Here is a 13,127-nt window from a genome sequence, read left to right as displayed (position 1 = left end):
TCAGGCCCGAAGGCCTGGGACTGTCACTCGGGGCGTCGCTGGCGGCGCTCATGATCTCCTGGTGCTCCTCATGCCCCGCTCCGGCTCTCGAAGGGGGATGACGGAATGCTACAACCCGATTCCTGAGAGTGGGGGCAGGTGTGCGGGGCCACTCAGCGCTCGGTCCGATGCTCGTCCCGATGCTCGTCGGCCCGCCGCTGCAGGAATGCGGCGATCGCCCGCAGCTCGATCTCGTCCACGGCGTGCGCGAGGTACGGCCGACGCTCCTCCTCGAGGCGGGTGTGTGCGCTCATGAACGTCCGGACCTGCTCCTCCCGCTCGGCGTCGAAGTGCGGATCCATACCGCCGTGGCCCCACAGCGCGGGCGGCGCGGCCTCAGCGAGCGCGGCATCGCCGGGCATCGCGGCGGGGAACGGGAAACCGGAGAGGTTCACCACGAAGCCCAGCGCCTTCGCATCGCGACGTAGCAGCTGCAGCGCGAGCGCTCCGCCCTGGGAGAAGCCGATCGCGCCGACGACGGGTGCGCTCTGCGCGGCGATCCACGCCTCGACCGCTGCGGCGGAGGTCTGCAGCGACTCCGGGCGCTCCGGATCCACCGGCATCTCGAACCAGGCGTAGCCCTGCACATAGGAGTAGATGCCCCGCAGGGAGACGTAGGTGAAGTGCGGCGGGAGGTAGGGCACCAGTCCCGCGAGGTCGCCCTCGTGGCTGCCCAGGCCGTGGAGCAGCAGCACGATCGGCGGCTCGACGAGGCTGTCGGCGCCGGTGTCGGTGTCGGTGCCAGCGCCGGTCGAGCGCAGCGCGGCATCCTCGTCGATCCGGGTCGCGATCAGTTCGATCGGCGCGTACTGGGGTGCATTCGTCATGACAGCAGGCTAATGGGCACGGCGGCGGGCCAGCGGAGAGGACGGCAGGCCAGCGGGCAGGGGAAGACCCCCAGGTCGCGCGGTGCGCTGGTCGGATGGACGAGATCCGACCCCTGGGGGTCCCGGCAGCTCGGTGGTATTCGCTGCGCGTCCGGATGAACGGTCGCCTCAGCGGCGAGCCACCTCACAGGTCCTAGAAGAAATCACTTCTCGGATCACCTCCTCTCGAGTGTCCGACCACCGTAGGACGTCCCGCCGGCGACCGCAATGGATTAATCGCAGACGCTGACATCGATTGACTTTCGATAGATACGCGGTGATACTCGATGCATGTTCTCTCGTCTGAGCGTTGATCTGCTGCGCATACTGCTGGGCATCGCACTGCTGCTCACCGCGATCCTGCAGCTTGTGGTCCTCCCCTGGCTCTCCGGCGTGCTCGCCGCCGAGCTGCCGGCCGAAGCGTTCATGCGCTGGCCGATCCTGCTGCTGTCGATCGCCGGCCTGGCGTGCGTCGAGGTAGCGCTCGTGTGCACGCTGCGCCTGCTCGGCATCACCCGTCGCGGTGAGGTCTTCGCCGCCGGCTCCCTGCGCTGGGTGGACGGAATCATCGGGGCCTTCCTCGCCGCGAGCGCGGTGTGCGTGGGAACGCTCGGCTACCAGTCCTTCACCGTCGGCGGTCCCCCCGCCTGGATGCTGCTGCTGGTGCTGGGGGCGATCGCCGGGGTCGGGATGGCACTGCTGATGGGCGTGATGCGCACGCTGCTGGTCCACGCCACGATGCTGCGCGAGGAGATGGAGGCGGTGATCTGATGCCGATCGTGGTGCGGATCGATGTCGAGCTCGCCCGGCGCAAGCTCTCCGTGGGCGAATTCGCGGAGCGCGTCGGGATCTCGCCGGCGAATGTCGCGGTGCTGAAGAACGGCCGCGCCAAGGCGGTGCGCTTCAGCACCCTGGAAGCGATGTGCGAGGTGCTCCAATGCCAGCCGGGAGACCTGTTGGAATGGGTTTCTGAGAAGGACGACGACAGACCTTCCGACGGGTGAGGTCGGCATGTGAGGATGGTGGGCGGCCGCATCCCCGCGCTCGATGAGGAGTACCCGTGCAGTCCGTCCTGACCGATTCCCTGGAGAAGGTGCTCGGCGAGACCGCGCCGCGCCCCGCCGAGCTGATCGGCGGCGCCCACGCCTCCGGCTTCCTCGGGGAGGTGCTGTCCGTGCAGGTGGCGCTCCGGCTCGAGGAGGACTCCCTCGGCACAGTCCGGGTCCGGCTCGCCGGCCCGCTCGCCGACCGTGCCCAGGTGCACGCTGTGCGACGCGTCCCCGTCTCCTCCCCTGCTCCGGAGAACGCCGACGAGCACTACCTGGTCACCGCCCCGGGCGAGTACCCGGACCTGCTCGAGCCGCTCCGCGATGACTCCGTCCACGTGACCCCCGGCCGCTGGGAGTCGCTGTGGATCGACGTCCTCGCCACGGAGGAGGCCGACGCCGGCGACCACGCCCTCACGATCACCCTCTGCGGGGAGACAGGGGAGCAGGTCCTCGCCGAGCACACCGCGCAGTTGCGCCTCCACCCTTACCGCCTGCCCCTGCTGTCGATCACCAACACCCACTGGTTCCACGCCGACAGCCTCTCCACCTACTACGACGTCGAGGTGTTCTCCGAGCGCCACTGGGAGCTGATCGAGGCCTTCCTCGCCTCCGCGCGGGCGATGGACGTGAACTCGGTGCTCACCCCCACCTGGACCCCACCGCTGGACACCGCCGAGGGCCACACCCGGCCGTTCGTGCAGCTGATCGGGATCCGTGAACTGGACGGCTCCTATGCGTTCGACTTCTCCCGGCTGGACCGCTGGCTGGGGATCTGCCGGGAGCTGGGCTTCACCGGCATCGAGATCGCGCACCTGTTCACGCAGTGGGGTGCCCAGCACACCCCCGCGATCCAGGTGGAGACGGCCTCAGGCCTCGAGCATCGCTTCGGCTGGCATGTCTCGGCCACTTCCCCTGACTACCGTCGGCTGCTGGAGGCGATGATCCCTGCCCTGCGCGCCCATCTCGAGGAGCACTGGGACGGGCAGGTCCTGTGGCACATCTCTGATGAGCCGCACCAGAATCAGCTGGGGTCCTACCGGGCGGCGAAGGGCCAGGTCGCAGATCTGCTTGAGGGCGCCCAGGTGGTCGACGCGCTCAGCTCCCTGGTCTTCGCCGAACAGGGCGTCGTGGACACTCCGATCGTGGCCACGAACCACGCGGGCCCGTTCCTCGAGGCAGGCAGGCGCCCCTGGGTGTACTACTGCGTCTCCCAGGGCCGGGACGTCGCCAACCGGTTCATCTCGCTGCCGTCGGTGCGCAACCGGGTGCTGGGCCGGCAGCTCTTCGCCTTCGACGCCCCCGGCTTCCTGCACTGGGGGTACAACTTCTGGTGGACGCAGTTCTCGCTGCGCCCGATCGACCCCTTCGAGGACACCTGTGCCGGCGGACCCTTCTTCGGCGGCGATGCCTTCGCGGTCTACCCCGGGCCCGACGGCAGCCCCTGGCTCTCCCTCCGGCACCGCGTTTTTGCGCAGGCCATGGCCGATCATCGGGCGCTGACCTGGCTCGCAGAGCTCACCGACCGGCCCAGCGCGAAGGCCCTGATCGACGAGGGCGGCACCCTCACCTACTCGTCGTTCTCCTATGACGTCGGTGAGCACCTGCGGGCGCGGCATGCGGTCGACGAGAGGATCCTCGCGGCGCTGGCCGCCTGAGCCTCGACCCACTGAGCCTCGACCCGCTGAGCTTCGACGGCCGGAGCCTCAGAGCTCGGGCAGCTCCTGCTCAGCGGTCTCGGCCTCCATGCGGTCCTCATCCCGGTTGCCCTGTTCAGCGGCGGTCGAGTCATCGCCTCCGCGGTCGCGGTCGGCGTCGAAGCCGTAGCCGTCGGCGTTGCGGGACTCCGGCCCCTCGGCGAGGACCCGGTCGGTCTCCAGTGCGTCGTCGATGCTCACCTCACCGGGCCCCTCGTCGGCTCCGCGCGCATATTCGTCCTCGCTGGTCGCGGCGATCTGGTCGAGCTCCGGATCCTCGGCGGGATTCTGCGGATTCTGCGGCTGTGTCATGGCTTCCTCCTGGAGGCGGGTCAGCTGAGGGAGTTGATGATCGCCGCGTTGAAGGCGGCGAGGTCATCGGGGGTGCGTGAGGTGATGAGGCGGGAGCCGGCGGAGTCGTCGATCACCACCTCCTCATCGGTCCACTTCCCGCCCGCGTTGGTGAGGTCGGTGCGGATGGTGGGGACGGAGGTGAGCTCGCGACCGTCGGCCAGGCCTGTCTCGACGAGCAGCCACGGCGCGTGGCAGATCGCTGCGATCGGCTTGCCGTCGGCGGCGAAGGAGCGCACCAGGAACTGTGCGGTCTCGTCGGCGCGCAGCGAGTCGGCGTTCAGGGTGCCGCCGGGCAGCACCAGGGCGTCGAAATCGGCGGCCTTCACGGAGTCGTGGGTCGCGTCGACCGGAACCTCGGGGCCGGGCTCGCGATCGCGCTCCAGGGTCGTGACCACGCCGGTCTCCGGAGCGGCGACGGTGACGGTCGCACCCGCCTCGCGAAGCGTCGCGAGCGGCTTTGTGATCTCGTCGGTCTCCGTACCGAAATTGCTGGTCAACAGCAGGATCTTGCGTCCTTCGAGGGTGCTGTTCATGGCGTCTCCTCACGTCGGGGGGGGGTCGGTGAGGCGACCGTATCACCGGCCCTCCCGGCGGCCCCGACCGATCGGACGCGCGGGAACCGGGGCGGGCGGGTTCAGGTCCCGCAGAACGTCAGGAAGTGCTCTCCGCCGTCACCGGCCTCCTCGAGATGCGCGTGCTCCGCCCGTCGCTCGAACGGGCGGCCGACCGCGTCCAGCATCGTCCGCACCGGCTGAACATCCCCGAGGTGCGCGGCGCGCAGGGCGGCGTCGAGGTGCACGTTCCGAGGGACGATCGCGGGATTCACGTGGGCCATGTTCCTGCGGGCGGTCTCGGCCGGCGGTCCGTCGCCCCGCAGGCCGCGCAGGCGCGCATCCCAGCGCTCGAACGGCGCCGGATCCTTGAACAGGGCTGCTGCGGAGCCCTCGCCGAGCGCCCGGAAGAACCCCGTGTGGTCCACCTCCTGCTCCTCGAGCAGGTCGAACAGCGCTGCACCGAGCTCCTCCACCTCCGCGGTTCCCACTCCAGCCTGCTCGGTCTGCTCGCCCCGCGGAATCCCGAGCTTCGCCGCGAGTCCGCGCCCATGGGCCTCCAGGTACCACCCCTCATACCGCTCGAGCACCGCGGTGGCCTGTTCGATCGCCTGGTTCGGATCCGCGTCGAGCAGCGGCACCAGGGTCTCGGCGAAACGGGAGAGGTTCCACAGCGCGATCCCAGGCTGGTTCCCGTAGGCGTAGCGGCCGCCGCGGTCGATCGAGCTGAACACGGCGCCGCGGCGGTGGACATCGAGCACGGCGCAGGGCCCGTAGTCGATGCCCTCGCCGGAGAGCGCCATGTTGTCGGTGTTCATCACTCCGTGCACGAAGCCGGCCAGCATCCACTGCGCCACCAGCTCCGCCTGCGATCGAACGACCGCCTCGAGCAGTCCGAGCGGCCCGTCGGCCTGGGGATGGTGCCGCTGGATCGTGTATTCCACGAGGCGTTCCTGCGCCTCGGGATCCAGGTGCCAGGTGGCGTACTCGAAGGTCCCCACGCGCAGATGGCTGGCGGCGACCCGCACCAGCAGCGCGCCCGGCTCCGGCGTCACCCCTTGTCGCGGCGCGATCTGCTCCCCGGTGCTGAGGACTGCGAGCGCCCGGGTGGTGGGGATCCCGAGGGCGTGGAGCCATTCACCGATGACGGCCTCGCGGAGCATCGGGCCCAGCGGCGCCTTCCCATCGCCGCCACGTGCGAAGGGTGTGCGTCCGGCGCCTTTGAGATGCAGGTCGCGGCGGTGGCCCCCGGTGTCCACGAGGTCGCCAAGCAGCACCGCCCGGCCATCTCCCAGCTGGGGATTCGGGCTGCCGAACTGGTGCCCGGCATAGGCCTGCGCCGTGGTGCCGTCGATCTGCCCGGTGAGCAGCGAGAGGCCCTCCTCCCCGCGCAGCCAGGCCGGGGAGTATCCGAGCTCGCGCGCCAGCTCCTCGTTCAACCACACCAGCTCGGGGTGAGGGGGCGCCTCTGCGCGCCAGGGGACCGAGAGCTCGGGGACCGCGGCGGCATAGGACTGCTCCAGGGGGATCTCCATCCCTCGATCCTCCCACCCGCTCGACCACCGCCGGAGGTTGACGCCCGCTCCCCGGAGCCGTCACACTGGGAGCACATTGTGCAACCGGGTTACCAAACCGTCCCCGGACAAGCGATCACGAGGGCGGACCGTTCGATGACCACAGCCTCAGCAGTGCGCCGATCCAATGCCCGCGACTGCCTGCTCGTCCTGCGGGAGGCGGGCCGCGCGCTCACCGTCGCCGAGATCGCCGCCGCCACCGGGCTCTCCCGCCCCACCGTCGATGCCGTGCTGCAGGACCTCGGGGCCGCCGGTGCCGCCATCCCCGCCCCGGTCGCCGCCTCGGGCGCGGCGGGGCGCCCAGCTCGTCACTTCTCCTTCGAACCTTCGGTCTCGACCATCGCGGCCCTGGACATCGGCGCTCGCACGGTGCGCTGCCTGGTCGCCGACGCCGCCGGTCAGGTCCTCACTCGCGCCGTCGTCCCTCTGAACGACCCCGATCCGTTCGACGCACTCGAACGAGCGGTTCGCGAGACCGGGCACATGCCCGGTGCCCTCGGCATCGCCGCCCCGGGCATCCTCGGCCCCGACGGTCGGATCACCCAGAGCCTCGCCGCGCCCGACCTCGTGGGCCTGGATCTCTCCGGAGAGCTCGGGCGGCGTCTCGGCTGCCCGGTGGCGGTGGAGAACGACATCAAGCTCGCGGCATTCGCCGAACATCACCTCGGCGCGGAGACGGACAGCATGCTGTTCGTGCAGCTCGGCAACCGGATCTCGGTCGCGGCGATCCTCGAGGGGCGGATCCTGCAGGGCGCACACCGACTCGCCGGTGAGCTCGGCAGCCAGCGGGGAATGCGCTGGACAGAGAGCTCGCAGCGTGGGCGCCTGCGATGGTCCACCGGCGACGAGGCCGAACCCCTGCTGGACCGGGCCGCCCATGGTGACGCCGCCGCACAGCGTGAGATCCAGGAGTTCTGCACCCAGATCGCGCCACGCCTCGCCACCGTGCTGCTGACGCTCGACCCCGCACGGGTGGTCATCGGAGGCGGCCTCTCCCGCGCCGGCGACACCCTGCTCGACCCGCTGCGACGCGCGCTGGACGAGCTGCTGATGACCGGGCAGCCCACCGAAGTGGTCGCCGCGCGGCTGACCACCGACGGCGCCCTGGTGGGCGCCCTCGGCCTCGCCTTCTCCCATGGCTCCGCTCAGATCTTCGGGATCCCCGACGTTCCCGCGCCCTGGCCCCGCCTGCTGGACGCCCGCGCCTGACCCGCCTCGCCCCGACTCGACCTGACTCGACCTGACTCGACCAGAGCCCGACCTCCCCCGCCCTCCCTCGACTGCGAAGGATCCGCATGACCTCCGACATCACCTTCGGCTTCAGCTCCTACAGCTTCCACTCCAAGCTCTCCACCGGAGAGATGACACTCCCGCAGGTCATCGAGTGGGTCGCCGCGAGCGAGGGCGAGCATCTCGAGCTCGCCGTCCTCGGCGACGATCCGAGCTCGCCGATTCCGAACATCGCCTCCGACCGCGCGTACGTGGCACAGATCCGAGCCGCCGCAGAGGCTGCCGGGGTGCCGCTGACCAACCTCGCCGTCGGCGCGGACCTCTCCTCCGACGATCCCTCCATCCTGGAGGCGCAGATCGAGCGGGTGAAGAAGTATGTGGATCTCGCCGAGCTGCTCGGGATCACCCGGATGCGCCATGACGTGGTGCCCCACACCGGTCACGAGGGTGACGACACACCCCTGTTCGAGCAGGTCCTACCCACGATCGTCGCCGCCTGCAAGCAGATCGCCCAGTACGCCGCGACGAAGGGCATCACCACCAGCCTCGAGAACCACGGCTTCTTCGTGCAGTCCGCGGAGCGGGTGCGTCGGATCATCCACGCGGTCGACGAGCCGAACTTCCTGACCACCTTGGACGTCGGCAACTTCGTGTGCGTGGACGAGATGCCCGAGGTCTCGGTCGCCCAGAACCTCCCGTACGCGATGGTCGTGCACTTCAAGGACTTCTATCTCCGCCCGGCCGACGCCGCTCCAGGCGCCGGCTGGTTCCGCAGCCGCGGCGGGAAGCACCTGCGAGGAGCGGTGGTCGGCAACGGCGACGTCGACCTGCGCGCGGTCGCCCGAGCGATCGAGGAGTCCGACTTCGCGGGCTTCGCCGCGATCGAGTTCGAGGGCTGGGAGGACTGCCTGCTCGGCTGCGAGCGCGGGATCGCCTACGCCAAGAGCCTGTTCGCCTGACCACCTGCACCCACTGCCCGACCCCTGTGCTGTCCAGCCCACCTGTCACGAAAGAGATCTCCATGTCAAAGTTCCGAGTCGGCGTCATCGGCGCCGGCAGCATCGCCCAGTGCCACCTCACCGCGTATTCGAAGAATCCCGATGTCGAGCTGATCGCGGTCGCTGACATGAATCTCGAGCGGGCGCAGTCCGTGGCCGATGAGTTCGGCGCCCGACGTGCGTACGCCGATCCGCAGGAGCTGCTCGCCGACCCCGAGATCGACGGCGTCTCCATCTGCACCTGGAACAACTCGCACGCCTCCTGGGCGATCGCCGCCATCGAGGCGGGTAAGCATGTGCTGGTGGAGAAGCCGATCGCCCGCACCCTCGCGGAGGCCGAGCAGATCCAGCAGGCGGTCGAGGCGAGCGACCGGGTGGTGCAGGTCGGCTTCGTGCGCCGCCATTCCCCGAACTGCCAGGTGCTGAAGTCGTTCATCGACGCGGAGGAGCTGGGAGAGATCTACTACGCCAAGGCCAGCTGCATTCGCCGGGTGGGCAATCCCGGAGGCTGGTTCGCGGACAAGGAGATCTCCGGCGGCGGCCCGCTGCTGGACATCGGCATCCATGTGCTCGACCTCTGCTGGTACCTGATGGGTAGCCCCAAGGTGGTCTCGGTCAGCGGCAACACCTACGACAAGCTGGGCAGCCGCGGGAACATCACCACGATGCCCCGCTACAAGGTCGCGGACTACGACCCCAGCAGGAACACCGTCGAGGATCTCGCCAATGCGGTGATCCGTTTCGAGAACGGCGTCTCGTTGCTGCTGGACTGCTCGTACTCGCTGCATGCCACCAAGGACTCGATCGATGTCTCGGTATACGGCGAGAAGGGCGGCGCGGTGCTCGAGCCCGCGCTCCATATCGCTACCGAGATGCATGACTCGGTGGTGAACATCGAGCCGCAGATCGCCTCGCGCACCTTCGAGCTCGGCACTGGCTTCGCCAACGAGATCCAGAACTTCGTGGATGCTTCGCTGGGCCGTGCGGAGTCGATCGCCCCGGCGTGGCACGGGGTCGAGATCGTGCGCATCCTGGAGGCGATCTACGAGTCAGCAGCGGCGGGACGGGAGATCTCTCTCGTCTGAGGTGGGCACGCGGAGGGACATGCCACCCCTGTGAGACCCCTGCTCGTACTGCGGGGCGCAGTGCGAGGGGGTCCCTCACATCGATGTCAGGTCCGCCAGGAGTTCTCTGCGAGCGTGGCGCTCTCGCCCTTCGAGCTGGCCCCGGGGTCGGATCAGAACGGCGGTTCGGTCTCGTCGCGGGTGGCGCCGGGTGGGATGATCCGGCGCCCTCCTCGGCCGGGGTGTGCCGTCGCGAAGGCTGCGGCGCGCTGCTCCGCAGCCCTCTCCGCGCGGGGGCGGGCCTTCTCCTCAGCATGGAGGCGGACCGCCTCATCGTGGACGCGCTGGTGTGCTTGCGAGGCGCGCTGCATCGCCATGACGGTGTGCGGGGTCAGGAGGTCGGTGTCCTCTCGGGCGCGCGCACGGATCTCCCGGTCGATCATCCATGTCGTCTCCAACGCCCCGGCAGTGGTGGTGCCGTCACCCTGTCCGGGGTCGTCGGCCGGGTCTCGTTCGGGGTCGATCCGTCCTGCGGTCTTCATCTGGTGGTGCTGCCAGCACAGTCGATGCAGATTCCACAGCGAGGTCTGCCCGCCCTGATCAGGGTGGTCGTGGTCGTATTCGATGATGTGGTCGTCCTCCGCCGCCATCGCCGTCGGCCGACTGCAACCAGGGACCGCGCATATGGGGTGGCGCAGCCTCAGCAGGAGCCGCATCTGTGCGGTCGGCTGATACGTCGTGGCGGTGACGGGGAGGTACGCTCCCGTGATCGGATCCGTGAGGATCCGCTGCCAGGTGCTCTCCCCTGCCGCGAGCTCTCGCGCGAGCTCCGCCGGGATCGGGGTCATGCCGTCCAGCATCGCCGGTGCTTCATCAACGCCCATCAGCGTTGTCGCCGGGACCGTGACGAGCAGCTTGTACGGCGTCGAGGTGAAGCGCCCTGGGCTTCGTTCCGTGGTTAGACGGTCGCGGGCGCGGTCGTCGTGGGGTGAGTGTAGGCCGCTTCGACCGCTGCGGGGGTGCGGTAGTCGAGAGCTTCGTGGAGCCGGGACGTATTCCACCAGTGGACCCAGCCCATCGTGGCGAGCTCGACCTCGCTGACGGACTCCCAGATGCGCTTCGAGTAGATCAACTCCGCCTTGTAGAGGCCGTTTACGGTCTCGGCCAGCGCGTTATCGTAGCTATCTCCGACGGTGCCGACTGACGCTTTCACTCCTGCCGTGATGAGAGCGTCCGAATAGGCCAGCGAGACGTACTGACTGCCCCTGTCGGAGTGGTGGATCAATCCGCTTTCATTCCTGCTCGTCCCGGTGGAAAGAAGTGCGTGCTCCAGTGCGAGCAATGGCAGCGGCTGTGTGTGGAGTGTGGGCGCGACCGCCCAGCCGACGATTCTGCGGCTGAAGACATCGGTGATGAATGCGACGTAGCAGAATCCGGTGAGCATCCGAACGTAGGTGATGTCGGCGACCCAGAGCTGCTGCGGGCGGTCCGCGACGAACCTCCGCTGGACAAGGTCGGGACGCTGGTCGACTCCAGCTTCGGGACGGGTGGTGACGGGCTTGCGACCTCGGCGGACGCCCTGGAGGCCGGCGATCTTCATCAGTCTTGCTACTTGGTCGCGACCGACATCCCATCCCGCATGGCGCATTGCGTGCCACATCTTCCGGACCCCGTAGACGCTGTAGTTCTCCTGATGAATCCGCTGCACCTCCTCTACGAGCATCTCGTCCCGCATGCTTCGAGCGGATGTCGGCCTGCTCTTGGAGGCGCGGTATCCGCGGGAGGTGATGAACCCACATTCTGTCGCACCGAGGATGCGGCAGATGGCCTCGACCCCGAACTTCTCGCGTTGCATGTCGATGAACGCGATCATTTCGTCGTGGGGCGGTCGAGTTCCGCTGCGAAAAACGCTGAGGCGGCTTTCAGAATCTCGTTAGCGCGTCGCGCCTCGGCGAGTTCGCGGCGAAGACGCCGGTTCTCCTCCTCGAGCGGCTCTCCCGGGCCGGCAGGTTCGATGGGGCCGTAGCGGTTGCACCAGATCCGCAGGGTCTCCTCACCAACGCCGAGCTGTGGTGCGACCGCACGAATCGACTGCGAGCGGGGACCACCTTCGCGGGCGTGACGGTCGTAGACCATGCGCACGGCGCGGTCACGCAGCTCTGGACTGAACTTCTTGGGCATGTTCCGATTCTCCTTGCTGAGACTCGGAACGAAACCCAGGGCGCTTCAAGGTCTCTTCCACTGTGTCGAGGTCCAGGATCGAGTGGGTCAGGATCGCGTACCGCAGGGTCCGCAACGACATCGCCGCGCCGCGTTCGGCCAGGTCACGGTCGATGTCGAAGGGCAGCGGGCCCTCCTCTCCCGCCTCCAGCGCAGCCCGCTGTGCCTTCTGCACGGTCCGGGATGCGACGTCGAGCCGGTGCGCAAGCGCCTTGATCTCTAGAATCGGGCCCGTCACCAGCAACGATGCCGTGCCCTTCTCGGTGTTGATGTCCACGATCTCCACGTCGCGCGCCATCACGGGCGGGGTAGGCAGGTCTCCTGCGGTCGCGAGCTTGACCGCGAGCCGGACCTGCCTCTCATAGGTGTCCTGCGAGATCGATGGCAGCTCCACCGCCGCCATATGTGCATCCACCTCACGTGCCTGCTCCTCGGTCAGCTGACGAACTCGGCGAAGCAGATAGTGGTGCCAGTCCTCCGGCAGATCTCCGCGCCGCAGGTACGTGAAGGTCGATGGCATCCACTCGACGGCGGCATGTGCGTCGCGCACCTTCGCCCACGCCTGGAAGTACGTGCAGCGCAGCCCGGCGGCGACCTTCAGCGCTGTCATATCCGCGTCCTCCAGCGCCCCGCGGACCTCAGGGTCCTCCCGGAAGAACGTCGCGAGCTGGCGGAGGTGATGGACATACAGGCTCGCCCGGGTCCGCAGCGTGCGATGCAGGGCCAGCACCCGCCCCGCCTCGAGGCTCCCCTCCTCGACCTCCTCCAGGAGGTACTTCTCATCCAGCACCCGTCGCGCCCGCACCGACCACTCCGTCAGCTCTGCCGCAGCGTCGGGCGGAGGCGCGCCCTCGGGCGCAGGCGCCCCTTCAGGGGGCAGCGCGTGCTTGGAGGGCAGCGCATCCTCCGCATCACGCTCGAACCCCTCATGGTCCTCGAACTCACCCACCGAGCTCACCCCCTCCCACACTCGAGACCTTCACGAATTCGCCGGGAGGAAGCACCCATACATTGGGAGCGAGCACCCGTGCTCTTCGTCAAGACTATTCGTCATCGCCCACCTACCCAAGCGTCATCAGCAAATGGGGATAAAGTTGTGGAAAAACCACCCGTGTGGAGGAACGGTCGCCTGAGCCAAGGTCACCGACGACCCATTGCCCCTGTTCCCGCAGCTTTACTTTCGCACCCCGGGCAGGCACGACATGACCAGCAGAAAGTGCGCAATTCTCAGCACAGATAATGCCGCGGTCGGCACCCGAGAAAGGCTCTGTGCACACCTCATTTCCACGAGTCAAGACAACGCCGGAGAATGTGGATAAGCCACACCTGTGGAGGATCAATAGTGATGATGCCGCGAGCATCTCGTTCACCAGCCTCACGGCAGTGGATCCGTGCGCAGACCCACCAAGGGATCATCGCCGGCCGTCCTTGTCGGCTCTTCCCGGTTCGTGGTGATGGGGAGCGTCGCGTCGCTGGCGTAGAACGGCT

Annotated in this window: 13 protein-coding genes and 1 other annotated feature; of the genes, 6 read left to right on the top strand and 7 right to left on the bottom strand. The window is 68.4% G+C overall.

Annotated elements, in window-relative coordinates; all coding sequences use genetic code 11:
* Window positions 1-152: 152 nt before the first annotated feature.
* Window positions 153-866, bottom strand: a complete 714-nt coding sequence (locus ACTH43_RS17620; protein WP_441446198.1) for an alpha/beta hydrolase — start codon at window positions 864-866, stop codon at window positions 153-155.
* Between the two features lie 330 nt (window positions 867-1,196).
* Between ACTH43_RS17620 and ACTH43_RS17615 the strand changes: the two genes are divergently transcribed.
* The 3 genes from ACTH43_RS17615 to ACTH43_RS17605 are packed head-to-tail and all read left to right on the top strand — an operon-like array spanning window position 1,197 to window position 3,609.
* Window positions 1,197-1,676 carry a DUF2975 domain-containing protein gene (locus ACTH43_RS17615; protein WP_441446197.1) on the top strand — a complete coding sequence of 160 codons (480 nt, stop codon included), beginning with the start codon at window positions 1,197-1,199 and terminating at the stop codon, window positions 1,674-1,676.
* Entirely contained in the window at window positions 1,676-1,909 is a 234-nt protein-coding gene (locus tag ACTH43_RS17610) for a helix-turn-helix domain-containing protein (protein WP_441446196.1), read from the top strand. Before ACTH43_RS17615 ends, ACTH43_RS17610 begins: the two co-directional genes overlap by 1 nt.
* 56 nt (window positions 1,910-1,965) lie before the next feature.
* Window positions 1,966-3,609 (top strand): glycoside hydrolase domain-containing protein, encoded by a 1,644-nt coding sequence (locus ACTH43_RS17605; protein ID WP_441446195.1) that lies wholly within the window; start codon window positions 1,966-1,968, stop codon window positions 3,607-3,609.
* 48 nt (window positions 3,610-3,657) lie between these two features.
* Here the strand turns inward: ACTH43_RS17605 and ACTH43_RS17600 are convergent, their stop codons facing one another.
* The 3 genes from ACTH43_RS17600 to ACTH43_RS17590 all read right to left on the bottom strand — a co-directional run bounded on the left by ACTH43_RS17600 (window position 3,658) and on the right by ACTH43_RS17590 (window position 6,088).
* Entirely contained in the window at window positions 3,658-3,960 is a 303-nt protein-coding gene (locus tag ACTH43_RS17600) for a hypothetical protein (protein WP_441446194.1), read from the bottom strand.
* Window positions 3,961-3,980: 20 nt separating this feature from the next.
* Complete coding sequence (locus ACTH43_RS17595) at window positions 3,981-4,535, bottom strand: type 1 glutamine amidotransferase domain-containing protein (RefSeq protein WP_441446193.1); 555 nt, start codon at window positions 4,533-4,535, stop codon at window positions 3,981-3,983.
* Between the two features lie 101 nt (window positions 4,536-4,636).
* Entirely contained in the window at window positions 4,637-6,088 is a 1,452-nt protein-coding gene (locus ACTH43_RS17590) for a protein adenylyltransferase SelO (RefSeq protein WP_441446192.1), read from the bottom strand.
* A gap of 135 nt (window positions 6,089-6,223) precedes the next feature.
* On the opposite strand from ACTH43_RS17590, the gene ACTH43_RS17585 reads away from it, so the two are divergent.
* From ACTH43_RS17585 to ACTH43_RS17575, 3 genes are all read left to right on the top strand, one after another.
* Entirely contained in the window at window positions 6,224-7,336 is a 1,113-nt protein-coding gene (locus tag ACTH43_RS17585) for an ROK family protein (protein ID WP_441446191.1), read from the top strand.
* 86 nt (window positions 7,337-7,422) lie between these two features.
* A complete protein-coding gene (locus tag ACTH43_RS17580; RefSeq protein ID WP_441446190.1) occupies window positions 7,423-8,316 on the top strand; it encodes a sugar phosphate isomerase/epimerase family protein in 894 nt (297 codons plus the stop codon).
* Between the two features lie 62 nt (window positions 8,317-8,378).
* A complete protein-coding gene (locus ACTH43_RS17575) occupies window positions 8,379-9,440 on the top strand; it encodes a Gfo/Idh/MocA family protein (protein WP_441446189.1) in 1,062 nt (353 codons plus the stop codon).
* Window positions 9,441-9,592: 152 nt separating this feature from the next.
* On the opposite strand, the gene ACTH43_RS17570 is transcribed toward ACTH43_RS17575, so the two are convergent.
* The 3 genes from ACTH43_RS17570 to ACTH43_RS17560 form a co-directional block, all read right to left on the bottom strand.
* Window positions 9,593-10,267: an HNH endonuclease signature motif containing protein gene (locus tag ACTH43_RS17570; RefSeq protein ID WP_441446188.1), complete on the bottom strand. Its 675-nt coding sequence runs from the start codon at window positions 10,265-10,267 to the stop codon at window positions 9,593-9,595.
* Between the two features lie 110 nt (window positions 10,268-10,377).
* A protein-coding gene (locus tag ACTH43_RS17565) for an IS3 family transposase (RefSeq protein WP_441446187.1) occupies window positions 10,378-11,600 on the bottom strand; the annotation gives its coding sequence in 2 pieces (ribosomal slippage) (window positions 10,378-11,321 and window positions 11,321-11,600; 1,224 coding nt in all).
* Window positions 11,229-11,331 (bottom strand) — a sequence feature (AL1L pseudoknot). (Overlaps the previous gene by 103 nt.)
* On the bottom strand, window positions 11,569-12,588 hold the full coding sequence (locus ACTH43_RS17560; protein WP_441446186.1) for a hypothetical protein: 1,020 nt from the start codon (window positions 12,586-12,588) through the stop codon (window positions 11,569-11,571). Before ACTH43_RS17560 ends, ACTH43_RS17565 begins: the two co-directional genes overlap by 32 nt.
* Window positions 12,589-13,127 lie beyond the last annotated feature (539 nt).

Source organism: Brachybacterium sp., from assembly GCF_052095815.1.
Lineage (GTDB): Bacteria > Actinomycetota > Actinomycetes > Actinomycetales > Dermabacteraceae > Brachybacterium.
The sequence above is the reverse complement of the archived record's forward strand: the minus strand, read 5'-3'. Positions and strand labels throughout refer to the sequence as shown.

What these genes read in the sequence shown, in the direction of transcription:
- ACTH43_RS17620 (WP_441446198.1), bottom strand. Translation starts at nt 866, where the DNA reads ATGACGAATGCACCCCAGTACGCGCCGATCGAACTGATCGCGACCCGG.
- ACTH43_RS17615 (WP_441446197.1), top strand. Translation starts at nt 1,197, where the DNA reads ATGTTCTCTCGTCTGAGCGTTGATCTGCTGCGCATACTGCTGGGCATC.
- ACTH43_RS17610 (WP_441446196.1), top strand. Translation starts at nt 1,676, where the DNA reads ATGCCGATCGTGGTGCGGATCGATGTCGAGCTCGCCCGGCGCAAGCTC.
- ACTH43_RS17600 (WP_441446194.1), bottom strand. Translation starts at nt 3,960, where the DNA reads ATGACACAGCCGCAGAATCCGCAGAATCCCGCCGAGGATCCGGAGCTC.
- ACTH43_RS17595 (WP_441446193.1), bottom strand. Translation starts at nt 4,535, where the DNA reads ATGAACAGCACCCTCGAAGGACGCAAGATCCTGCTGTTGACCAGCAAT.
- ACTH43_RS17590 (WP_441446192.1), bottom strand. Translation starts at nt 6,088, where the DNA reads ATGGAGATCCCCCTGGAGCAGTCCTATGCCGCCGCGGTCCCCGAGCTC.
- ACTH43_RS17585 (WP_441446191.1), top strand. Translation starts at nt 6,224, where the DNA reads ATGACCACAGCCTCAGCAGTGCGCCGATCCAATGCCCGCGACTGCCTG.
- ACTH43_RS17580 (WP_441446190.1), top strand. Translation starts at nt 7,423, where the DNA reads ATGACCTCCGACATCACCTTCGGCTTCAGCTCCTACAGCTTCCACTCC.
- ACTH43_RS17575 (WP_441446189.1), top strand. Translation starts at nt 8,379, where the DNA reads ATGTCAAAGTTCCGAGTCGGCGTCATCGGCGCCGGCAGCATCGCCCAG.
- ACTH43_RS17570 (WP_441446188.1), bottom strand. Translation starts at nt 10,267, where the DNA reads ATGACCCCGATCCCGGCGGAGCTCGCGCGAGAGCTCGCGGCAGGGGAG.